Source organism: Stenotrophomonas sp. YJH_SMC_36 (assembly GCF_059369935.1).
Genome location: NZ_JCAFTD010000010.1, coordinates 45,284 through 66,147, shown reverse-complemented (window position 1 = coordinate 66,147; position 20,864 = coordinate 45,284). Strand labels below are relative to the sequence as shown.

Annotated in this window: 20 protein-coding genes and 1 pseudogene; 15 read left to right on the top strand and 6 right to left on the bottom strand. The window is 66.6% G+C overall.

Annotated features, from left to right (window positions below; genetic code table 11):
• Window positions 1-128 precede the first annotated feature (128 nt).
• A pseudogene (locus AC5P76_RS17800) lies at window positions 129-194 on the bottom strand (hypothetical protein); the annotation flags it as partial.
• Here AC5P76_RS17800 and AC5P76_RS17795 point away from each other — a divergent pair.
• From AC5P76_RS17795 to hslU, 8 genes are all read left to right on the top strand, one after another.
• The gene (locus tag AC5P76_RS17795) at window positions 172-2,247 is read left to right on the top strand and encodes a S9 family peptidase (RefSeq protein WP_428992939.1); all 2,076 of its coding nucleotides are present in this window, start codon (window positions 172-174) and stop codon (window positions 2,245-2,247) included. The pseudogene AC5P76_RS17800 and the gene AC5P76_RS17795 sit on opposite strands and share 23 nt — an antisense overlap.
• 54 nt (window positions 2,248-2,301) lie before the next feature.
• A complete protein-coding gene (locus tag AC5P76_RS17790) occupies window positions 2,302-2,724 on the top strand; it encodes a YbaN family protein (protein WP_053520181.1) in 423 nt (140 codons plus the stop codon).
• An 84-nt stretch (window positions 2,725-2,808) separates the two neighbouring features.
• Window positions 2,809-3,054 carry an LPS translocon maturation chaperone LptM gene (gene lptM, locus AC5P76_RS17785; RefSeq protein WP_053520180.1) on the top strand — a complete coding sequence of 82 codons (246 nt, stop codon included), beginning with the start codon at window positions 2,809-2,811 and terminating at the stop codon, window positions 3,052-3,054.
• A complete protein-coding gene (dapF, locus tag AC5P76_RS17780; RefSeq protein ID WP_065175178.1) occupies window positions 3,047-3,898 on the top strand; it encodes a diaminopimelate epimerase in 852 nt (283 codons plus the stop codon). Before lptM ends, dapF begins: the two co-directional genes overlap by 8 nt.
• Entirely contained in the window at window positions 3,895-4,569 is a 675-nt protein-coding gene (locus AC5P76_RS17775; protein WP_053520178.1) for a DUF484 family protein, read from the top strand. The genes dapF and AC5P76_RS17775 overlap by 4 nt, the downstream gene beginning before the upstream one ends.
• Window positions 4,570-4,585: 16 nt before the next feature.
• Window positions 4,586-5,458, top strand: a complete 873-nt coding sequence (gene xerC, locus AC5P76_RS17770) for a tyrosine recombinase XerC (protein WP_053520177.1) — start codon at window positions 4,586-4,588, stop codon at window positions 5,456-5,458.
• Between the two features lie 153 nt (window positions 5,459-5,611).
• Complete coding sequence (gene hslV / locus AC5P76_RS17765) at window positions 5,612-6,163, top strand: ATP-dependent protease subunit HslV (RefSeq protein WP_053520176.1); 552 nt, start codon at window positions 5,612-5,614, stop codon at window positions 6,161-6,163.
• 88 nt (window positions 6,164-6,251) lie between these two features.
• Window positions 6,252-7,625: an ATP-dependent protease ATPase subunit HslU gene (hslU, locus tag AC5P76_RS17760; RefSeq protein ID WP_053520175.1), complete on the top strand. Its 1,374-nt coding sequence runs from the start codon at window positions 6,252-6,254 to the stop codon at window positions 7,623-7,625.
• 56 nt (window positions 7,626-7,681) lie between these two features.
• Here the strand turns inward: hslU and AC5P76_RS17755 are convergent, their stop codons facing one another.
• Window positions 7,682-8,341 (bottom strand): TetR family transcriptional regulator, encoded by a 660-nt coding sequence (locus AC5P76_RS17755; protein WP_065175175.1) that lies wholly within the window; start codon window positions 8,339-8,341, stop codon window positions 7,682-7,684.
• 221 nt (window positions 8,342-8,562) lie between these two features.
• Between AC5P76_RS17755 and smeD the strand changes: the two genes are divergently transcribed.
• The 3 genes from smeD to smeF all read left to right on the top strand — a co-directional run bounded on the left by smeD (window position 8,563) and on the right by smeF (window position 14,362).
• Window positions 8,563-9,744: a multidrug efflux RND transporter periplasmic adaptor subunit SmeD gene (gene smeD, locus AC5P76_RS17750; RefSeq protein ID WP_065175174.1), complete on the top strand. Its 1,182-nt coding sequence runs from the start codon at window positions 8,563-8,565 to the stop codon at window positions 9,742-9,744.
• Window positions 9,745-9,756: 12 nt separating this feature from the next.
• On the top strand, window positions 9,757-12,879 hold the full coding sequence (smeE, locus tag AC5P76_RS17745) for a multidrug efflux RND transporter permease subunit SmeE (RefSeq protein ID WP_053520172.1): 3,123 nt from the start codon (window positions 9,757-9,759) through the stop codon (window positions 12,877-12,879).
• A gap of 97 nt (window positions 12,880-12,976) precedes the next feature.
• Window positions 12,977-14,362, top strand: a complete 1,386-nt coding sequence (gene smeF, locus AC5P76_RS17740) for a multidrug efflux RND transporter outer membrane subunit SmeF (protein ID WP_164150669.1) — start codon at window positions 12,977-12,979, stop codon at window positions 14,360-14,362.
• Between the two features lie 96 nt (window positions 14,363-14,458).
• Here smeF and AC5P76_RS17735 read toward each other — a convergent pair whose 3' ends face one another.
• The 4 genes from AC5P76_RS17735 to AC5P76_RS17720 all read right to left on the bottom strand — a co-directional run bounded on the left by AC5P76_RS17735 (window position 14,459) and on the right by AC5P76_RS17720 (window position 16,262).
• On the bottom strand, window positions 14,459-14,881 hold the full coding sequence (locus tag AC5P76_RS17735; protein WP_053520445.1) for a low affinity iron permease family protein: 423 nt from the start codon (window positions 14,879-14,881) through the stop codon (window positions 14,459-14,461).
• A gap of 69 nt (window positions 14,882-14,950) precedes the next feature.
• Window positions 14,951-15,277, bottom strand: coding sequence for a hypothetical protein (locus AC5P76_RS17730; RefSeq protein ID WP_065175172.1), 327 nt, complete (start codon window positions 15,275-15,277; stop codon window positions 14,951-14,953).
• Between the two features lie 74 nt (window positions 15,278-15,351).
• On the bottom strand, window positions 15,352-15,612 hold the full coding sequence (locus AC5P76_RS17725) for a hypothetical protein (protein ID WP_253120122.1): 261 nt from the start codon (window positions 15,610-15,612) through the stop codon (window positions 15,352-15,354).
• A 197-nt stretch (window positions 15,613-15,809) separates the two neighbouring features.
• Window positions 15,810-16,262, bottom strand: coding sequence for a nucleoside deaminase (locus tag AC5P76_RS17720; protein ID WP_065175170.1), 453 nt, complete (start codon window positions 16,260-16,262; stop codon window positions 15,810-15,812).
• An 80-nt stretch (window positions 16,263-16,342) separates the two neighbouring features.
• On the opposite strand from AC5P76_RS17720, the gene ubiE reads away from it, so the two are divergent.
• From ubiE to AC5P76_RS17700, 4 genes are all read left to right on the top strand, one after another.
• Window positions 16,343-17,104 (top strand): bifunctional demethylmenaquinone methyltransferase/2-methoxy-6-polyprenyl-1,4-benzoquinol methylase UbiE, encoded by a 762-nt coding sequence (gene ubiE, locus AC5P76_RS17715; RefSeq protein WP_253120120.1) that lies wholly within the window; start codon window positions 16,343-16,345, stop codon window positions 17,102-17,104.
• A gap of 247 nt (window positions 17,105-17,351) precedes the next feature.
• A complete protein-coding gene (locus AC5P76_RS17710) occupies window positions 17,352-19,280 on the top strand; it encodes a M1 family metallopeptidase (protein ID WP_111186200.1) in 1,929 nt (642 codons plus the stop codon).
• 92 nt (window positions 19,281-19,372) lie between these two features.
• Window positions 19,373-20,104: an outer membrane protein assembly factor BamD gene (locus AC5P76_RS17705; RefSeq protein ID WP_253120117.1), complete on the top strand. Its 732-nt coding sequence runs from the start codon at window positions 19,373-19,375 to the stop codon at window positions 20,102-20,104.
• Entirely contained in the window at window positions 20,104-20,724 is a 621-nt protein-coding gene (locus AC5P76_RS17700) for an HAD family hydrolase (protein WP_180876852.1), read from the top strand. The genes AC5P76_RS17705 and AC5P76_RS17700 overlap by 1 nt, the downstream gene beginning before the upstream one ends.
• Window positions 20,725-20,864: the final 140 nt, after the last annotated feature.

The following is a 20,864-nucleotide window of genomic DNA, read 5'->3' as shown; positions in this document are numbered from 1 at the left end:
ACCGCTGCCGGCGGGTCCGCACCGTGACGACCTGCAGGGTTGTGGTGCCGACGGGATTGGGGTCAGATCGCTGTTCGGGGAAGGGAACCGATCCCGTCGAAGACCATTGCATTGAAGCGCCTGGAGCCTTATCTCATGAAGTCCACCCTCTGCCTGTTGCTCGCCAGCCTGATGACCAGCACCGCTACCGCCGCCCCCCTGCCTGTTCCGCCGGACGCCGCCCGGCATCCGCACGAGGTCAAGGCCCCGTTCGGCGCGACCCGCAACGACGACTATTACTGGCTGCGTGACGACAAGCGCGCGAACAAGGACATGCTGGCCTACCTGCAGGCCGAGAACGCCTATGCCGACCAGGTGCTGGCGCCATTGAAGCCGCTGGAAGACGCGCTGTACAAGGAAATCGTCGGCCGCATCAAGCAGGATGATTCCAGCGTGCCGGCGCGCGAGCGCGGCTACTGGTACTACAGCCGCTTCGAGACCGGGCAGGACTACCCGATCCACGCACGCCGCAAGGGCAGCATGGATGCCGCCGAAGAAGTGCTGCTGGATGTCAACGCAATGGCCGCCGGCAAGGGCTACTTCAATGTCGGCTCGATGGAAGTCAGCCAGGACAACCAGCTGCTGGCCTGGGCCGACGATGACGTGGGCCGTCGCCAGTACACGATCCGCTTCAAGGACCTGCGGACCGGGCAGGTGCTGCCCGACGTGATCACCGGCAGTTCCGGCGACCTGGTCTGGGCCGACGACAACCGCACCGTGCTGTACGTCGAGAACGATCCGGAAACGCTGCTGACCGTGCGCGTGAAGAAGCACGTGCTGGGCACCCCGGCCAGCGCCGACACCGTCGTCTACGAAGAGAAGGACGACAGCTTCTACATGGGCATCGGCCGCACCCGCGACGACCGCTTCATCACCATCGGCGTGCACAGTACCGTGTCGTCGGAAGAGCGCTACGCGCCGGCCAGCGACCCGACCACGTTCACCGTGCTGGCGCCACGCCAGCGCGACGTGGAGTACGACGCCGACCACTACGATGGCCGCTGGGTGATACGTACCAACGACAGTGCAAAGAACTTCAAACTGGTCACCGCACCGACCGATGCCACCTCGCGTGCGCAGTGGAAGGACTGGATCGCGCATGACGATGCGGTGTTCATCGAAGGCTTCGAGCTGTTTGATGGCTTCACCGCCATTGCCGAGCGTTCCGAAGGCCTGGAGCGCATCCGCCTGCTGTTCAAGGATGGCCGCAGCGACTACGTGAAGGCCGATGAGCCGGCGTACTCGATGGGCCTGGGCGATAACACCGAGGCCGATACGCCATGGCTGCGCTACGTCTACACCTCGATGACCACCCCGACCACCGTGTTCGAGCTGAACACCGCCACCGGCGAGCGCCGCCAGCTGAAGGTGCAGCCGGTGATCGGCTATGACGCATCGAAGTACGAAACCGAACGCGTCTGGATCACTGCGCGCGATGGCGTGAAGGTGCCGGTGTCGCTGGTCTACCGCAAGGGCTACCAGAAGGACGGCAAGGGCGCGCTGTTCCAGTACGCCTACGGCAGCTACGGCATGTCGATGGACCCGTACTTCAACCAGACGGCAGTGAGCCTGCTCGATCGCGGCGTGGTGTATGCCATCGCCCACATCCGCGGTGGCCAGGAGATGGGCCGCGACTGGTACGAGAACGGCAAGCTGCTGCACAAGCAGAACACCTTCAACGACTTCATCGACGTTACCCGTGGACTGGTGGCGCAGGGCTGGGCGGCGAAGGATCGCGTGGCCGCGTCCGGTGGCAGTGCCGGTGGCCTGCTGATGGGGGCGGTGGCCAACCAGGCGCCGCAGGACTACCGGGTGATGGTGGCGCAGGTGCCGTTCGTGGACGTGGTCACCACCATGCTGGATCCGACCATCCCGCTGACCACCAACGAGTACGACGAGTGGGGCAACCCGGAGCAGAAGCAGTACTACGACTACATGCTCTCGTACTCGCCCTACGACAATGTCAGGAAGCAGGATTATCCGGCGCTGTTCGTCGGTACCGGCCTGTGGGATTCGCAGGTGCAGTACTGGGAACCGGCCAAGTGGGTGGCCAGGCTGCGCGACGACAACACTGGCCATTACCCGATCCTGTTCCGCACCAACATGGAGGCCGGCCATGGCGGCAAGTCGGGTCGCTTCCAGCGTTACCGCGAGCTGTCCGAATCGTATGCCTTCGTGCTGCAGCAGCTGGGTATCGCAGCACCGTGATTGCGGCGGGGTGCCGGGCGTTGCCGGGCACCCCGAACCGTTATCCTTGCGAGCATGAGCCTGCCTGAACCGCCTGCCGCCCAGGACGCAGCCCCGACCCGCCGGCCGGTGCGTTTCCGCTGGGCATGGTGGCTGCTCGCCTATGTCAGTCTCGGCACCGGCATTGTCGGCATCTTCGTGCCGGGGCTGCCAACAACCGTATTCATCCTGATCTCGGCATGGGCCGCCTCGCGCGGCTCCGAGCGGCTGCATGCCTGGCTGCTGCAGCATCCGCGCTTCGGGCCGGCCATCAGCAACTGGCAGGCGCATGGCGCGGTCAGCCGCTACGGCAAATGGATGGCCACGATCACCATGGCGGTCTGCGCCGGGATCATGCTGTGGTGCGTGCCGATCGCCTGGGTGAAATGGTTTTCCATCGGCAGCATGACCGTGGTGGCGATCTGGCTGTGGACGCGGCCGCTGCCGCCGCAGGACTGATCCTTCCGCCGGGCATGGCCCGGCGCTGCCATGGGGGCCGTACCCTCCACCAACCGCTCAGCCGGCAGTGGCTATACTCGGGGCATGAAGATTCCCCATCGAAACGCCATCCTGATTCCGCTGGCAGCGGCCTCGCTGCTGTTCCTGTCCGCCTGCGGCAACAAGGGCCCGCTGGTGCTGCCGCAGAAGCCGGTGCCGGTGGAAGAGACCGTCGAGCCGGCCACCGATGCCGACGGCGAAGCCACCCCGCCTGCCACCCAGGACACGGGTGACGGCAGTCCGTCGGTGACCCCGGACCCGGTGAAGAAGGTGGACGACGGGAATGAGTAAGACCGGTTCCACCGCGCTGCGTTTCAGCAAGATGCACGGCGCGGGTAACGATTTCGTAGTGATCGACCTGCGCGACGGCACCGCGCCGCCCACGCCACAGCTGGCCGCGCGCCTGGCCGACCGCCACACCGGCGTGGGCTGCGACCAGATCCTGACCATCGAGGCCCCGCGCGTCGAAGGCTCGGTCGCCTCGTACCGGATCTGGAACGCCGATGGCTCCAATTCCGAGCAGTGCGGCAACGGCGCGCGCTGCATCGCGGCCTGGCTGGTGCGCGAGGGCAGTGCCCAGGGCGATGCATTCGTCATCGACAGCCCACTGGCCAGCCATGCGGTGCAGGTGCTGGGCCAGGGCCAGTATGCGGTGACCATGGGCGTACCCGCATTCGAACCTGCGAGCGTGCCGCTGGTCGGCTTTGCCCACCCGCGCGAGGAGTATCTGCTGCCGCTGCAGGGCGAGAGCGTGCGGTTTGCTGCGGTGTCGATGGGCAATCCGCATGCCGTGATCGAGGTGGGCCTGATCGATGCGGCGCCGGTCGAGCGGGTCGGCGCGCTGCTGCAGCAGCATGCCTCGTTCCCGAAGTCGGTGAACGTGGGGTTCACCCAGGTCATTGCGCCGGACCACGCGCGGTTGCGCGTGTTCGAGCGGGGCGTCGGCGAGACCCTCGCCTGCGGCAGCGGCGCCTGTGCAGCCGCAGTCACCCTCATGCAGCGCGGTCGCCTGCAGCGCGATGCACGCATCAGCCTGCCCGGCGGCGAACTGCGCATCCAGTGGCCGGGCGAGGGGCAGCCCGTGGTGATGGCCGGCCCCACCGCATTCGTCTTCGAAGGGGAGTGGATCGCATGACTGAGACCGTCGACAAGCTCGGGGCCCATGAAGTCGCTGCCTGGTTGCGGCGCCATCCGGCCTTCCTCAAGCAGTTTCCGGACTTGGCGCTGACCCTGGTGGTGCCGCGCGATGACGGCCCGACCGCATCGCTGGCCAGCTACCAGCTGGAGCTGCTGCGGGAAAAGAACCGCGAGCTGGCGCGACGGTTGGCCGATCTGGGCGCGACCGCCCAGGTCAACGAACGGCTGGCGGTGCGCACCCACCAGCTGACGCTGGCACTGATGAAGCAGGGCAGTGCCGCCGATACCCTGCGTGCGATGGCCGCCTCGCTGCAGGAGGATTTCGCGGGTGATCTGGTGCGGCTGGTCGTGCACATGCCGGTGGCCGGGCTGGAACAGGCCGAATGGCTGCAGGTCATCGCGGCCGACGATCCACGACTGGGCCCCTTCCGTGATTGCCTGAAGGACGGTGAGCCGATCTGCGGCCGCCTGCAGCCGGAAAAGAACGCGGTGCTGTATGGCGCGCGCAGTGAGGAGGTGCAGACCACCGCCCTGCTGCCGCTGCCGGGTGTCGGCCTGATCGCGGTCGGCAGCCATGACCCGAACCGCTTCTACCCGGGCATGGGCACGCTGTTCCTGCGCATGATGGGCGAGGCCCTGGCCACCGGCCTCAAGCGCTTCCAGGACTGAGCGGAGCGCGGCGGCGATGAGCGCGGTCATGGCGTTCCTGCAGCACCTGCAGGTGGAACGGCGGATGTCGGCGCATACGCTGGACGCCTACCGTCGCGACCTGGATGCGCTGGCGGCATGGGCCGAGCCGCGGGGCGTGCCGGTGGAGGCGCTGGATGCTGACGCCGTGCGACAGTTCGTCGCCGATGAACATCGCCGGGGCCTGTCGGCCAAGAGCCTGCAGCGGCGGCTGTCTGCCTGCCGCAGCTTTTATGCGTGGCTGCTCAGGCATGGCCGCATCGAGGTCAGTCCAGCGGCCACGCTGAAGGCACCGCGAGCGCCGCGCAGGCTGCCGCAGGTGCTCGACGCCGATGAAGCCGTGCAACTGGTCGAACTGGAACCGGAAGGCGAGCTGGGGCGACGCGACCGCGCGCTGCTGGAGCTGTTCTATTCCTCCGGCCTGCGCCTGAGCGAGGTCTGCGCATTGACCTGGCGTGACCTGGATTTTGCCAGCGGACTGGTCAACGTGATGGGCAAAGGCAACCGCCAGCGTCGGGTACCGTTCGGCAAGCCGGCGCGCGAGGCACTGCTCGCCTGGCGCAGCGAAAGCGGCGGCGCCCCGGCCACCCCGGTGTTTCCGGGCCGCAACGGGCCGATCAGCCAGCGCGCGGTACAGATCCGCATCCGCCAGCTGGCGCAGCGGCAAGGGCTGTTCAAGCACGTGCATCCGCACATGCTGCGGCACAGCTTCGCCAGCCACATCCTCGAATCGTCCGGCGACCTGCGCGGCGTGCAGGAACTGCTGGGGCACGCCGACATCGCCACCACGCAGATCTACACCCATCTGGATTTCCAGCACCTGGCCAAGGTCTACGACGCTGCGCATCCGCGCGCCAAGCGCCGCCGGTAGCGCCAAGTCATGCCCTGATGCGGTGGTAGCGCCGGGCCATGCCCGGCGGATGCAGCGGCCGCTGGCGCCCGAGCCCTGAACGGCAGCCATCCGCGCAGGCTTGATCGGCCCCGGCGCTGTCCCCATGTCCCGGGAACAGCTATCGGAGGCCGCATGGACCCCAGTCAGAACCCCAACGTTTTCCACGCCACCACCATCGTCTGCGTGCGTCGCGGCGAGCATGTGGCCATTGCCGGCGACGGCCAGGTCACGCTCGGCCACACCGTGATGAAGGGCAATGCGCGCAAGGTGCGCCGGCTGGGTCGCGATGGCCAGGTGCTGGCCGGTTTCGCCGGCGCGGCCGCCGATGCCTTCACCCTGTTCGAGCTGTTCGAGGCCAAGCTGGAAAAGCACGGCCAGCTGCAGCGTGCCGCCGTCGAGCTGGCCAAGGACTGGCGCACCGAGCGTCGCCTGGGCAAGCTGGAAGCACTGTTGGCCGTGGCCGACAAGGAAACCTCGCTGATCATCAGCGGTACCGGCGACGTGATCGAGCCGGAAGACGGCATCATCGCCATCGGTTCCGGCGGTTCCTACGCGCTGTCGGCGGCCCGCGCGCTGATGGCGCACACGGCGCTGGATGCGCGCACCATCGCCAGTGAAGCGATCAACATCGCGGGCGACATCTGCATCTACACCAACCGCAACGTGGTGGTCGAGGAGCTGTGACGCTCCCTGATCCGCCGGGCATGGCCCGGCGCTACCGGCCGGGCCGTCTGGTTCCGGTGTCATCGACAACGCATTCGTGAGCCCATCCATGTCGAAGATCGAAGTTTCCTCCGCCACCATGACGCCGCGCGAGATCGTGCAGGAGCTGGACCGGCACATCGTTGGCCAGCATGACGCCAAGCGCGCCGTGGCCATCGCCCTGCGCAACCGCTGGCGCCGCATGCAGCTGCCGGCCGAGCTGCGCAACGAGGTCATGCCGAAGAACATCCTGATGATCGGCCCGACCGGCGTCGGCAAGACCGAGATCGCGCGTCGCCTGGCCACGCTGGCCAATGCGCCGTTCGTGAAGGTCGAAGCGACCCGTTTCACCGAGGTCGGCTACGTCGGCAAGGACGTCGAACAGATCATCCGCGATCTGGCCGATACCGCGGTCAAGCTGTACCGCGAGCAGGCCAAGGTGCGCGTGCGCACCCAGGCCGAAGAACGTGCCGAAGACCGCATTCTCGATGCGCTGCTGCCACGCCGCAGCGGCGGCATCGGTTTCGACCCGGAAGTGGCGCGCAACGAGCCGTCGGCACAGGACAACGAAACCCGCATCAAGTTCCGCAAGATGCTGCGCAATGGTGAGCTTGACGAGCGCGAGATTGAACTGGATCTGGCCGCCAACGTCAGCATGGACATCATGACGCCGCCGGGCATGGAGGAGATGGGCCAGCAGCTGAAGTCCATGTTCGCCAATCTCGGTGGTGGTGCCAAGGCGCACAAGCGCACCTTGACCATCAAGGCGGCACGCCCGCTGCTGCTGGAGGAAGAAGCCGGCAAGCTGGTCAACGAGGACGATATCCGCACTGCGGCGATCGAAGCCTGCGAGCAGCATGGCATCGTCTTCATCGACGAGATCGACAAGGTTGCCAAGCGCGGTGACAACGTGGGGGGGGGCGACGTCTCGCGTGAAGGCGTGCAGCGCGATCTGCTGCCGCTGGTGGAAGGCTCGAACGTGTCGACCAAGTACGGCACGATCAAGACCGACCATATCCTGTTCATCGCTTCCGGTGCCTTCCATCTGGCCAAGCCGAGCGATCTGATTCCGGAGCTGCAGGGTCGTTTCCCGATCCGCGTGGAACTGGGCGCGCTGAGCAAGGGTGATTTCGTGCGCATCCTGACCGAGCCGAAGGCGGCGCTGACCAAGCAGTACGAAGCGCTGCTGGCCACCGAAGGCGTCAAGGTCAGCTTCACTGCCGACGCCATCGACCGCCTGGCCGAGATCGCCTTCCAGGTGAACGAGCGCCAGGAGAACATCGGTGCCCGCCGCCTGCATACGGTACTGGAGCGCCTGCTGGATTCGCTCAGCTACGAAGCGCCTGACCGCGATGGCGAGACCCTGGCCATCGACAGCGCTTACGTCGATGCGCATCTGGGTGAACTGGTGCAGGATCCGGACCTGAGCCGCTACATCCTGTAACGCAGAAGGCCGCCGAAAGGCGGCCTTCTTGTTTGAGGGATCCGACCCCTGTGCGCTCAGGCCTCCGGCAACGGCGCAGGTACGGTGCCCGGCTCGAACACGCCTTCCTTCACGTAGGCGGCCAGGGTCATGTCCAGCGCGAGCATGCCGTCGCGCTGGAGATCCATCAGATCCGGCTCGACCATCGCGCCATGCAGCACCCCCAGCACGGTCGCGTGCAGCATGCGCGCGGCGATCTTCGGGTCGGCGCCTTCGCGCAGCTGGCCCAGCGCCTGCGCGCGTCGCAGCGCACGCTCCATCCGGTCCAGCGCGTCGCGGAAACCGGCCTGCTGGAGTTCGGTCAGCACCTTGGTGTCGGCCGAAGCATCGCTGCGCAGCATGATCTCCATGGTCTTGCGCAGGCGCTCGTCTTCGGACAGCTCGATGAAGGAATGGATCATCACCGCGCGCAGATCATGCACCGGCGTATCGCGCTGCTCGGTGGAGGTGCGCTCCAGTTCCTGCATGAAAGGCAGGTGCACCCGTTCGATGATCGCGGCCAGCACCTCGCCCTTGTTCTTGAAGTGCCAGTACACGGCGCCGCGGGTATAGCCGGCGCGGGCACCGATCATCTCCAGCGTGGTACGGGCCACGCCATGTTCATGGAAGCAGGCTTCGGCGGCGTCAAGGATGCCTTCCCGGGTTGCCTGGGTGTCCTCTTTGGTCTTGCGGGCCATGGGTACGAGTACAGGTGAAACGTGGCTGAATTGTACCTGTTTACAAACAAACAAGCATGTATGTATATTTCACCTCCATCGTTCCCGTCGTGTGCGTGGCTGTCCTGTTCCGGCACCCATGCCTGCCCGGGTGGGCGTTGTACGTGAGGCCTCAACCCTTTCCCGGGAGGTGTCCGCCGTATCAGCGCCTGCTGAGATTCTTCCTTCCAAGAGCCTTCCCCATGTTGCTGAGCCGAATCCGACCCTTTGCGCTGTCGCTGGCCATCGCCACGACCGTCGCCGCCTGTGGCGGCGAACCCCAGGCCCCCGAACAGGGGCCCGGCCAGGTCAGCGTGGTCACGCTGAAGTCCGAGACCGTGGGCCTGACCCGCGAGTTGCCGGGCCGGACCAATGCCTTCCTGGTGGCCGAAGTCCGTCCGCAGGTCAGCGGCATCGTGGCCAAGCGCCTGTTTACCGAGGGCGGCATGGTCAAGGCCGGCGAGCCGTTGTACCAGCTGGATGACGCCAGCTACCGCGCCCAGGCCAACAGTGCCCGCGCACAGCTGGCCCGCGCCGAAGCCACGGCCAACGCCGCGCGCCTGAGTGCCAAGCGCATCACCGAGCTGGCCAAGGTCGATGCGGTCAGCCAGCAGGATCTGGAAAACGCCGTAGCCGCGCAGAAGCAGGCCGAGGCCGACGTCGGCGCCGCCCGGGCTTCGCTGGATTCGGCCAACGTCACGCTGGGCTACGCCCGCATCACCGCGCCCATCAGCGGCCGCATCGGCAAGTCCAGCGTCACCCAGGGTGCGCTGGTGAACGCCGGCCAGGCCGACGCCCTGGCCACAGTGCAGCAGCTGGATCCGATCTATGTCGACCTCACCCAGTCCTCGGCCGAGCTGCTGCAGCTGCGCCGCGAGCTGGCCGCCGGCCGCCTGCAGGACAACCAGCAGACGCCGGTCAGCATCCTGCTGGAAGACGGCAGCGCTTTCGAGCACAAGGGCACGCTGGAGTTCTCCGAAGTCAGCGTCGATCCAGCCACCGGCAGCTTCGGCCTGCGGGTCAAGGTGGAAAACCCCGATGGCCTGCTGATGCCGGGCATGTACGTGCGCGCAGTGATCGGTGGCGGCGTGCGCAGCGACGCCGTGCTGGTGCCGATGCAGGGCATCGCCCGCGATGCCAAGGGTGACACCACGGCGATGGTGGTCGGCAAGGACAGCAAGGTCGAAGTCCGCCCGGTCAAGGTCAGCCGCACCATCGGCGACAAGTGGCTGGTCGAGGACGGGTTGAAGCCCGGCGACAAGGTCATCGTCGAAGGCCTGCAGAAGATCGGCCCCGGCATGCCGGTCAACGCCACCGAAAAGGGCGCCGCACCGGCCAAGCCGGCCGCTGCCCCGCCTGCGGCTCCGGCCGGCGACGCGAAGTAAGCGGAGAATTCCATGGCACGCTTTTTCATCGATCGACCCATCTTCGCGTGGGTCATCGCCATCATCATCATGCTCGCCGGCGGCCTGGCCCTGTTCAAGCTGCCGGTCTCGATGTATCCCAACGTCGCTCCGCCGGCGGTGGAAATCAGCGCCACCTACCCGGGTGCCTCGGCCAAAGTGGTCGAAGACTCGGTGACGCAGATCATCGAGCAGAACATGAAGGGGCTTGATGGCCTGATCTACTTCTCCTCCAACAGCTCGGCCAACGGCCAGGCGACCATCACCCTGACCTTCGAGAGCGGTACCAATCCGGACATCGCGCAGGTGCAGGTGCAGAACAAGCTGCAGCTGGCCATGCCGCTGCTGCCGCAGGAAGTGCAGCGGCAGGGCATCAACGTGGCCAAGTCCAGCTCGGGCTTCCTGAACGTGATCGCCTTCGTCTCCGAAGACGGCAGCATGGATGCCAACGACATCGCCGATTACGTCGGCTCCAATGTCGTCGATCGCCTGAGCCGAGTCCCGGGCGTGGGCAACATCCAGGTCTTCGGCGGCAAGTACGCCATGCGCATCTGGCTGGACCCGAACAAGCTGCATACCTACGGCCTGTCGGTGCCGGAAGTGACCGCAGCGATCCAGGCACAGAACGCACAGGTGGCGATCGGCCAGCTGGGCGGCGCGCCCTCGGTCAAGGGCCAGCAGCTCAACGCCACGATCAATGCGCAGTCGCGCCTGCAGACGCCGGAGCAGTTCCGCAACATCGTCGTGCGCGGCGCGCAGGACGGTGCCGAACTGCGCCTGGGTGATGTCGCCCGCGTCGAGCTGGGCGCGGAGTCCTACGACTTCGTCACCCGCTACAACGGCCAGCCGGCCAGCGGCCTGGCCGTCACCCTGGCCACCGGCGCCAATGCGCTCGACACCGCCGCCGGCGTGGATGCTGCGCTGGACGACCTGAAGAACTTCTTCCCGGCCGGCCTGAAGGCCGAGATTCCGTACGACACCACGCCGTTCGTACGCGTGTCGATCAAGGGCGTCGTGCAGACCCTGATCGAAGCGATCGTGCTGGTGTTCGTGGTGATGTACCTGTTCCTGCAGAACTTCCGCGCCACCCTGATCCCGACCATCGCCGTGCCGGTGGTGCTGCTGGGCACGTTCGGCGTACTGGCGATGCTCGGCTTCTCGGTGAACATGCTGACCATGTTCGCGATGGTGCTGGCGATCGGCCTGCTGGTGGACGACGCCATCGTGGTGGTGGAGAACGTCGAGCGCATCATGTCCGAGGAGGGCCTGTCGCCGCTGGAGGCCACCCGCAAGTCGATGGGCCAGATCACCGGTGCACTGGTCGGCATCGGCCTGGTGCTGTCGGCCGTCTTCGTGCCGATGGCCTTCATGAGTGGCTCCACCGGCGTGATCTACCGGCAGTTCTCGGCCACGATCGTTTCGGCGATGGCGCTGTCGGTGCTGGTCGCGATCGTACTGACCCCGGCGCTGTGCGCCACGCTGCTCAAGCCGCTGAAGAAGGGCGAGCATCATGTCGCCCACCGCGGCCTGGCCGGTCGCTTCTTCAACGGCTTCAACCGGGGTTTCGACCGCACCAGCGAAAGCTACCAGCGTGGTGTACGCGGCATCCTGAACCGTCCGTGGCGTTTCATGGGCATCGTCGCCGCGCTGTTCGTACTGATGGCGGTTCTGTTCGTGCGCCTGCCCAGCTCGTTCCTGCCCAATGAAGACCAGGGCGTGCTGATGGCGCTGGTGCAGGCCCCGGTCGGCGCCACCCAGGAACGTACCCTGGAATCGATCGCGGCACTGGAGAATCACTTCCTGGAGAACGAGAAGGCGGCGGTCGAGTCGGTGTTCTCGGTGCAGGGCTTCAGCTTCGCCGGCATGGGCCAGAACGCGGGCATGGCCTTCGTCAAGCTGAAGGACTGGAGCGAGCGTGACGCCGACAACGGCGTGATGCCGATCACCGGCCGCGCCATGGCTGCGCTGGGTGGGATCAAGGACGCCTTCATCTTCGCCTTCCCGCCGCCGGCGATCCCGGAGCTGGGTACCGCTTCGGGCTACACCTTCTTCCTGAAGGACAACAGCGGCCAGGGCCACGATGCGCTGGTGGCCGCGCGTGACCAGCTGCTCGGCCTGGCGGCCGGCAGCAAGAAGCTGGCCAACGTCCGCCCGAACGGCCAGGAAGACACGCCGCAGTTCCGCATCGACATTGATGTGGCCAAGGCAACGTCGCTGGGGCTGTCGATCGCCCAGGTCAATACCACCCTGGCCACCGCATGGGGCAGCGCGTACATCGATGATTTCGTCGACCGTGGCCGCGTCAAGCGTGTGTTCGTGCAGGCCGACCAGCCGTTCCGCATGGTGCCGGAGGACTTCGATCTCTGGTCGGTGAAGAACGATAAGGGCGAGATGGTTCCGTTCAGCGCCTTCGCCAGCAAGCACTGGGATTACGGCTCGCCGCGCCTGGAGCGCTACAATGGCGTGTCGGCAATGGAAATCCAGGGCGAACCGGCCCCGGGAGTCGCCTCCGGTGACGCCATGGCCGAGATCGAGCAGCTGGCCAAGCAGCTGCCGGCGGGCTTCGGCATCGAGTGGACCGCGATGTCCTACCAGGAACGCCAGGCCGGCTCGCAGACCCCGCTGCTGTACACGCTGTCGCTGATGATCGTGTTCCTGTGCCTGGCCGCGATGTACGAAAGCTGGAGTGTTCCGACCGCCGTGCTGCTCGCCGCCCCGCTGGGTATCCTCGGCGCGGTGCTGGCCAACACCTTCAAGGGCCTGGAGCGCGACATCTACTTCCAGGTGGCAATGCTGACCACGGTGGGCCTGACCAGCAAGAACGCGATCCTGATCGTCGAGTTCGCCAAGGAAAACCTGGAGAAGGGGGCCGGCCTGATCGAATCGATCATGCATGCCGTGCGCGATCGCCTGCGTCCCATCGTGATGACCTCGCTTGCATTCGGCATGGGCGTGGTGCCGCTGGCGATCTCCACCGGTGCCGGTTCCGGCGCCAAGCAGGCCATCGGCATCGGCGTGCTGGGCGGCATGATCGTCGGCACCGCGCTGGGCGTGTTCTTCGTGCCGCTGTTCTTCGTGGTGGTGCAGCGCGTGTTCAAACGCAGGACCGCCGAGTGATGGAATCCGGCAGCGCCGGGCCATGCCCGGCGGATGCCTTACCACGTAGCTGCCGGGAACGGCCCGGCGCTACCACCGTGACCCCCAAGGTGTCGCCATGAAATTCTCTTCTCTTGCTGTATCCCTGGCCGCCGTGCTCACGGTCGCCGGCTGCTCCACCCTCGCGCCGAAGGACACGGCCGTTGCCCCGGCGATTCCTGCGCAGTGGCCGGCAGAGGCCACGCAGGGCCAGGTTGCCGATGTGGCCACGCTGGGCTGGCGTGACTTCTTCACCGATCCACGCCTGCAGCAGGTGATCGGCCAGGCGCTGGACAACAACCGCGACCTGCGTGTGGCCGTGCTCAATGTCGAGCGCGCACGCGGCCAGTACCGGGTGCAGCGCGCCGACCGGGTGCCGGGCGTGGCCATCACCGGGCAGATGGAGCGCACAGGTACGGATGCGGGAGTCACCGAGCAGTTCACTGCCGGCGTCGGTGTGGCCGAATTCGAGCTGGACCTGTTCGGCCGCGTGCGCAACCTCAGCGAAGCAGCCCTGCAGCAGTACTTTGCCATCGCCGCCAACCGCCGTAATGCACAGCTGAGCCTGGTGGCCGAGACGGCAACGGCGTGGCTGACCTACGGCGCCGACAGCCAGCAGCTGAAGATCGCCGAAGCGACGCTGAAGACCTATGAGGATTCGCTGCGCTTGGCAGAAGCACGCCATGAACGTGGCGGCAGTTCAGCACTGGAACTGACCCAGACCCGCACCCTGGTCGAAACCGCGCGCACCGATGCCGCACGCCTGCGCGGCCAGCTCGCGCAGGACCGCAATGCCCTGGCGCTGCTGGCCGGTGGCCAGGTCGACCCGGCTCTGCTGCCGGATGGCATCGAGCCGCAATTGCTGGCACTGGCCCCACCACCGGCCGGCCTGCCCAGCGACGTGCTGCTGCTGCGCCCGGACATCATGGCGGCCGAACACCAGTTGCTGGCCGCCAACGCCAACATCGGCGCTGCCCGAGCAGCGTTCTTCCCGAGCATTTCGCTGACAGGCAGCATCGGCAGCGGATCGAATGAACTGTCGAACCTCTTCGACAGCGGCACGCGCGTGTGGAGCTTCCTGCCGAAGATCACCCTGCCGATCTTCCAGGGCGGCCGTTTGCGTGCCAATCTCGACATCGCCAATGCAGATCGTGACATTGCACTGGCGCAGTACGAGAAGGCGATCCAGAACGGCTTCCGCGAAGCGGCGGATGCGTTGGCGATGAACGTAAGCCTGGATGAGCAGGTCAGCGCCCAGCAGCGTCTGGTTGACGCGGCCGAGCAGGCCAATCGGCTGTCGCAGGCACGCTATGACGCCGGCCTGGACAGCTTCGTCAGCCTGCTCGACGCGCGTCGTACGGCCTACAGCGCGCAGCAGACGCGGCTGCAGGCGCAACTGGCCCAGCAGGCCAACCGCATCACCCTGTACAAGGTGCTGGGCGGCGGCTGGCACGAACGCAGCTGACGGGACGCGCCGGGCATGGCCCGGCGTGGATTCTGGTAGCGCCGGGTCATACCCGGCGGCGCTTCGATCAGGCGTTCGCGGGTCGTCGCGTCAGGGCTACACCGCTTCATCATCACGGCGCACCGTGTGGCAGGCCCGCACACGGGCCAGCGCGTCGCCGGCTTCGCGTGCCATCCGCTCATACTCGGCGCGGATCTCTTCCAGCCGCTGTTCGTCCAGTTCTTCCAGATCCAGCAGCTCGTTGTTGGCTTCCGCGGTGGCCCGGATCAGTTCGTCCAGCTTGATCTGCATCGCCGCCGTATCGGCGTTCTGCGTGTGCTGGATCAGGAAGACCATCAGGAAGGTGATGATGGTGGTGCCGGTGTTGATGACCAGCTGCCAGGTGTCGTTGAAACCGAACACCGGGCCGGAGATGCCCCACACCACCACGATGGCTACTGCACCCAGAAAGGTCCACGGAGAGCCGGTGGCGGCCGCGGCCTTCTTGGCGATGGTATTGAACAGGTTTCTTGCTTTCACCGTCGTCGTCCCGCTGGGGTGACGTGATGATCGGCGCGTGGCCGTGCAGCCCGCGTGCAGCAGGGCTGCTCAGGCGCGCAGCCGCGGTGCGTCCTGCAGGCGCACGCGGCTGGCCTGGTAGACGTGCTGCCAGCAGCGGTCGACGAACTCGCGGGCCTGTGCTTCGCTCAGCCGCGGCATGATCTGCAGCGCATACTGGGTCTGGAACATCTCGTCACGCTGCTCGTTGCTGGCGCGCGGCTGGGTGATCAGCGAATCGCAGGCGAACTTGATCCAGGGTACGTAGGAACCGAACGAATTATGAGGCAGCGCACCGTCGGCATGCTGGCGGCGCCAGTGCTCGAGTTCCGCATCGACGTCGATGACCGGGGGAATGGCAGGGACTTCAGTGTGCATGTCGATCCAATCGGTTGAGGTGGACGTGGAGTGGGGGGAATCGCAGTGTTGCCTGATCACCGGTGGAAGCGGTGTCATCGCAATGTGGAAACAGCGTTGCGATTGCCGATCAGTTGGGCGTGCTCGACCACGCCGAGGTCTTCAGCGATGTCCGCCATCGCGTTGCACAGGCGGACGTGGTCGCGTGGATGGTCGCGCACCAGTTCCAGCTGCATGCTCTGATAAGCGGTCCAGAACAGGGCACCGCGCCGATGCAACCGATATTGGCCCCGCAGGCGGGCGCGGATTCCGTCAAGGGTCAGATTGGGCGTGGGGCTTGCAGCGTGCGCGCACATGGCTGGCTCCGCCGGGGTAGGGGGCCCCGGTAACCCCACCGTAGGCGTGCCGGAGCGGTGGGGTGTTACCGCGGCGTGTGCATGCGTGCCGACGGAGTGCGCAGCGCGTCACATCGAACGCCGCAGACGCTGACTGCACAAGGGCCTGCCGCGGATGAAGCATTCATTAAACGCGGGCTGGGGTCAGTCCACGGCACTCATTCGCCGATGTCTTCGTTCCAGATCTCGGGATATTGCGCAATGAAGCCCCCGAGCAGGTCGACGCATTCCTGGCTGTCGAGGTCGATCACATTGACGCCGTTTTCGCGCAGCCAGTCGATGCCGCCCTGGAACGTGCGGGACTCGCCGACCACCACGGTGCCGATGTTGAACTGGCGCACCAGTCCCGAGCAGTACCAGCACGGGGCCAGGGTGGTCACCATGATCGTGTCGCGGTAGCGACGCTGGCGCCCGGCCTTGCGGAAGGCGTCGGTCTCGCCGTGCACGGAGGGATCGCCTTCCTGCACCCGGCGGTTGTGGCCGCAGCCGAGCAGGCGACCGTCGTTGTGGTACAGCGCCGCGCCGATCGGCACGCCGCCCTCGGCCAAGCCCTGGCGGGCTTCGGCGATGGCGGTCTGCAGCAGGGCCTGGTAATCAGGTGTGGTGATCATGCGGGGCTCCGGAAGGTCATGGGCTGCCATGATAAGGCGCCGTTCCCCCGCAGCGGCCCTGGCGGTGCGATAATCGGGGCATGAGCGAATCCCCCTACAAATCCGGTACCACCCATTTCGGGTTCCGCGACGTCGCCGCCAAGGACAAGCAGAAGCTGGTCGGGCAGGTGTTCACCTCGGTCGCGCGCAACTACGACCTGATGAACGACCTGATGAGCCTGGGCGTGCACCGGGCGTGGAAGCGTTACTACGTGGCGACCGCGCAGGTGAAGCCCGGTGACCGCGTGCTTGACCTCGCGGGGGGCACTGGCGACATTGCCGCCCTGCTGAAGGGGCGCGTCGGCGCCGAAGGTTCGGTGGTTCTGGGCGACATCAATGCCGGCATGCTGTCGGTGGGCCGTGATCGCCTCACCAACCGCGGCCTGGTGCTGGGCCTGGACTACGTCCAGTGCAATGCCGAGGCCCTGCCGTTCCCGGACAACAGCTTCGACCTGGTCACCATCGCCTTCGGCCTGCGCAACGTGACCGACAAGGATGCCGGCCTGCGCGAGATGTACCGCGTGCTCAAGGTCGGCGGCCAGGCGCGTGTGCTGGAGTTCTCCGAGGTCACCGCCGACTGGTTCAAGCCGATCTACGACTTCCACTCGTTCAAGATCCTGCCGAAGCTGGGCAAGCTGTTCGCCAATGATTCGGACAGCTACCAGTACCTGGCCGAGAGCATCCGCAAGCATCCGCCGCAGGACGAGCTGAAGGCCATGATGGGCGAGGCCGGTTTCGAGCGCTGCCACTACAAGAACCTGACCGGCGGCATCGTGTCGATCCACTCCGGCTACAAGCTGTAAGCCTTGCCCTTGGTGGGTGCCAACCTTGGTTGGCACTCGGCCGCTGCGGTCATCCGCTCTGGTAGGTGCCGACCTTGGTCGGCACGGGCCTGCCACATGCGTTGATGGATCCGTGCCAACCAAGGTTGGCACCTACCCAGGGCGCCGCCGCAGGATCGGCCTTGGCCGCCTTACCCCGCACCGCGCAACGCCTGCGGGGCCGGAGGGAGGTACCATTGGGGTTTGCTCCCCGTAACGGTCCCGATTCATGCGCAATCCGCTGATGCTCCTTCCGTTGGCCGTGGCCCTGGCCGCTGGCTGCTCCCAGGAGGCGGCCGCGCCCGCCGCCGCCCCGACTGCCGAAAAGGCCCCCGCCGCTCCCGTGAACGCCGAGAACCGCAGCCACGACGAAAGCTCGTACGCCGAGCCGGACAAGGTCGTCATCAAGGACATCGCGCTGGACCTGAAGCTGGACTTCGACCAGAAGCAGATCGGCGGTACCGCGACCTACACCCTGGAATGGAAGCAGAAGGACGCCACGCAGCTGGTGCTCGACACCCGCGAGCTGACCGTGTCCAAGGTCGAAGCCGTTGCCGCTGACGGCGCGCGCAGCCCGCTGAAGTTCGAGCTGGCGGCGGCCGACAAGGTGTTCGGCAGCAAGCTGACCATCGAGGCCCCGCAGCAGCCGGCCAAGGTCGAGGTGACCTACCACACCGCGCCGACCGCCTCGGGCCTGCAGTGGCTGGCGCCGTCGATGACCGAAGGCAAGAAGCTGCCCTTCATGTTCAGCCAGTCGCAGGCCATCCATGCCCGTTCCTGGGTGCCGCTGCAGGACACCCCGAGCGTGCGCTTCACCTACAGCGCGCACGTGGTCTCGCGCCCGGACGTCATGGTGCTGATGAGCGCCGACAACGACCCCAAGGCCGCGCGTGATGGTGACTACACCTTCAAGATGCCGCAGCCGATCCCGTCCTACCTGCTGGCGATCGCCGCCGGCGACCTGGTGTTCGAGCCGATCTCCGGCCGCTCCGGCGTCTGGGCCGAACCGACCATGGTCGGCAAGGCGGCCAAGGAATTCGAGGACACCGAGAAGATGATCGGTGCCGCCGAGAAGCTGTACGGCGAGTACCGCTGGGGCCGTTACGACATGCTGGTGCTGCCGCCGTCGTTCCCGTTCGGCGGCATGGAGAACCCGCGCCTGACCTTCGCCACCCCGACCGTGATCGTCGGCGACAAATCGCTGGTTTCGCTGGTCGCCCACGAACTGGCGCACAGCTGGTCGGGCAACCTGGTGACCAACGCCAGCTGGAAGGACATCTGGCTCAACGAGGGCTTCACCACCTACGTCCAGGGCCGCATCACCGAAGCGCTGTACGGCAAGGAAATGGCCGAAATGGAGCGGCAGATCGACCAGACCGATCTGCTGGCGGAAGTGAAGGACATGAGCCCCGCCGACCAGGCGCTGGCGCTGCCGCCGCTGAACGAGCGTGACCCCGATGAAGCCCTGAGCCAGGTGGCCTACGTCAAGGGTTCCTGGTTCCTGGAGTTCCTGGAACAGCGCTTCGGCCGCGAGACCTTCGATCCGTTCCTGCGCGGCTGGTTCGATGACCACGCCTTCCAGAGCGCGAATACGGACCAGTTCGTCGAGTACCTGAAGAAGAATCTGCTGCCGAAGAACCCGTCGGCAGTGACGGAAGCCGAACTGAAGGCATGGCTGGACGAGCCTGGCATCCCGGCGTTCGCGGCCAAGGCGCAGTCGCGCAACTTCAGCAGCGTCGATACCGCGCGCATCGCCTTCACCAGCGCCGGCACCGTGCCCAGCAGCCAGGTCATCGCTGACTGGAGCACCCAGGAGTGGGTGCGCTTCATCGACGGCCTGGGCACGACCCAGCCGCTGGACACGCTGGCCACGCTGGACAAGGCCTTCCACTTCACGGGCACGCCGAATGGCGAGATCGCCATGCGCTGGTATCCGCTGGCCATCCGCAGCGGCTACGAGCCGGCCAATGAGGCCGCGGCGGCATTCATCGAGCGTGTCGGCCGTCGCAAGCTGATCCTGCCGATCTACGCCGAACTGGTGAAAACGCCGAAGGGGCTGGAGCTGGCCAAGCAGGCCTTCGAGAAGGCCAAGCCGGGCTACCATCCGATCACCACTGCCTCGGTGCAGGACATGCTGGCCAAGGCCGAAGCCAAGTAAGAACAAGCGCCGGGCACTGCCCGGCACTTTTTTTGTAGAGTCGAGCCATGCGCGACTTTGCAAGCATGCGAAAAACACGAAGGACCTCTGCCATGAAACGACTGATCCTGCTCACCGCCTGCACTCTGGCCCTGGCCGCCTGCAGCAATCCCGAAAAAGAGCGCAAGGCGCAGGAAGCCGCCGCGGCCGCCGTTCAGGCGCAGAAGGAAGCCAAGGCCGAGGACGTGGCCAAGCAGTACGACATGGCCGTCGCCGCGCAGGACTGGGAGCGCGCGCGACTGCATGGCGCCGCGCTGCTGGATGAGTACAAGGACACGGCCGCCGCCGAGCGCATCGCCGCAGGCTTCGAAGAGGTCAAGGCCAAGGGCGATGCCGCGCGCGACCTGCGCCGCATGCAGGCGCTGTGGCAGTACAACCAGATACCGGTCGGCAACAAGGGCAACCAGGTGTCGGCGCAGATCTACAGCAAGGAACGGGTGGACGTGGATGGCAGCGGCGCAAAGCCGGTGCAGCTGGTGTTCCGCGATCACCCGGAGTGGAAGCGGCACGCCTACCTGGTGCTGCAGGCCGGCGATTTCCGCTGCCCGCAGTGTACGGTGAAGGTGACCGTGGACGACGGCAAGCCGGTGTCGATGGCCGCCTGGCGGCCGCAGACCGATGAGGCGATTGCGCTGTTCATCACCGACCAGAAGGCGCTGTGGAAGCTGGCGCGCAAGGGCAAGTCGATCAGCATCGAGTTCCCGGTCAAGGCCGGCGGCACCCGCACGGCGGTGTTCGAGACCGGGGGCGTGGACGCAAGCCGCATGCCGCCGTGGTGGCAGTGATGCCGGGCGCGGCCACGGCCGCGCAGGCGCTGCCCGCGATCCGCCACTGGGTGTTCGACATGGACGGAACGCTGACCGTCGCCGTGCATGATTTTGCCGCGATCCGCCGCGCATTGGAGATCGCGGCCGAGGAGGACATCCTCGACCATATCGCGGCGCTGCCTGACGCATCGGCGCAGGCCAAGCGTGAGTGGTTGCTGGACCATGAGCGCGCGCTGGCCGAGGACGCGCTGCCCGCGCCGGGCGCGGTGACGCTGCTGCGCGCGCTGGCGGCCGCCGGGTGCCGGCTGGGCATCCTGACCCGTAACGACCATGCGCTGGCGAAGCTGACGCTGGAGGCGATCGGGGTCGGGGCGTTGTTCGACGATGCCGACATCGTCGGCCGTGATGAAGCGGTGCCCAAGCCCTCGCCGGATGGCCTGCAGCAGCACCTGCGGCGCTGGGGCGTTGCCGCCGCGCAGGCGGTGATGGTGGGTGACCACGCCTATGATCTGGACTGCGGCCGTGCCGCCGGCACCCACACCGTGCTGGTCAACCTGCCTGACAACCCGTGGCCGGGCCGCGCGGATTGGCACTTCGCCGATTGCCGCGCCCTGTTGGCAGCGTGGCAGGGCGCATGACCGTGTAGAGCCGAGCCCACGCTCGGCTGCTCTGCGGTCAGATCGCGCTGGCGCGCGCAAGCCGAGCATGGGCTCGGCTCTACAGACAGCAGGCAACGTGTCGGTCGGAAGTTCCGGTGGTGCCGGCCGCTGGCCGGCAG

Excerpts from the sequence above, each read along its gene's own strand:
- AC5P76_RS17795 (WP_428992939.1), top strand. The coding sequence starts at position 172 with ATGACCAGCACCGCTACCGCCGCCCCCCTGCCTGTTCCGCCGGACGCC.
- AC5P76_RS17790 (WP_053520181.1), top strand. The coding sequence starts at position 2,302 with ATGAGCCTGCCTGAACCGCCTGCCGCCCAGGACGCAGCCCCGACCCGC.
- lptM (WP_053520180.1), top strand. The coding sequence starts at position 2,809 with ATGAAGATTCCCCATCGAAACGCCATCCTGATTCCGCTGGCAGCGGCC.
- dapF (WP_065175178.1), top strand. The coding sequence starts at position 3,047 with ATGAGTAAGACCGGTTCCACCGCGCTGCGTTTCAGCAAGATGCACGGC.
- AC5P76_RS17775 (WP_053520178.1), top strand. The coding sequence starts at position 3,895 with ATGACTGAGACCGTCGACAAGCTCGGGGCCCATGAAGTCGCTGCCTGG.
- xerC (WP_053520177.1), top strand. The coding sequence starts at position 4,586 with ATGAGCGCGGTCATGGCGTTCCTGCAGCACCTGCAGGTGGAACGGCGG.
- hslV (WP_053520176.1), top strand. The coding sequence starts at position 5,612 with ATGGACCCCAGTCAGAACCCCAACGTTTTCCACGCCACCACCATCGTC.
- hslU (WP_053520175.1), top strand. The coding sequence starts at position 6,252 with ATGTCGAAGATCGAAGTTTCCTCCGCCACCATGACGCCGCGCGAGATC.
- AC5P76_RS17755 (WP_065175175.1), bottom strand. The coding sequence starts at position 8,341 with ATGGCCCGCAAGACCAAAGAGGACACCCAGGCAACCCGGGAAGGCATC.
- smeD (WP_065175174.1), top strand. The coding sequence starts at position 8,563 with ATGTTGCTGAGCCGAATCCGACCCTTTGCGCTGTCGCTGGCCATCGCC.
- smeE (WP_053520172.1), top strand. The coding sequence starts at position 9,757 with ATGGCACGCTTTTTCATCGATCGACCCATCTTCGCGTGGGTCATCGCC.
- smeF (WP_164150669.1), top strand. The coding sequence starts at position 12,977 with ATGAAATTCTCTTCTCTTGCTGTATCCCTGGCCGCCGTGCTCACGGTC.
- AC5P76_RS17730 (WP_065175172.1), bottom strand. The coding sequence starts at position 15,277 with ATGCACACTGAAGTCCCTGCCATTCCCCCGGTCATCGACGTCGATGCG.
- AC5P76_RS17725 (WP_253120122.1), bottom strand. The coding sequence starts at position 15,612 with ATGTGCGCGCACGCTGCAAGCCCCACGCCCAATCTGACCCTTGACGGA.
- AC5P76_RS17720 (WP_065175170.1), bottom strand. The coding sequence starts at position 16,262 with ATGATCACCACACCTGATTACCAGGCCCTGCTGCAGACCGCCATCGCC.
- ubiE (WP_253120120.1), top strand. The coding sequence starts at position 16,343 with ATGAGCGAATCCCCCTACAAATCCGGTACCACCCATTTCGGGTTCCGC.
- AC5P76_RS17710 (WP_111186200.1), top strand. The coding sequence starts at position 17,352 with ATGCGCAATCCGCTGATGCTCCTTCCGTTGGCCGTGGCCCTGGCCGCT.
- AC5P76_RS17705 (WP_253120117.1), top strand. The coding sequence starts at position 19,373 with ATGAAACGACTGATCCTGCTCACCGCCTGCACTCTGGCCCTGGCCGCC.
- AC5P76_RS17700 (WP_180876852.1), top strand. The coding sequence starts at position 20,104 with ATGCCGGGCGCGGCCACGGCCGCGCAGGCGCTGCCCGCGATCCGCCAC.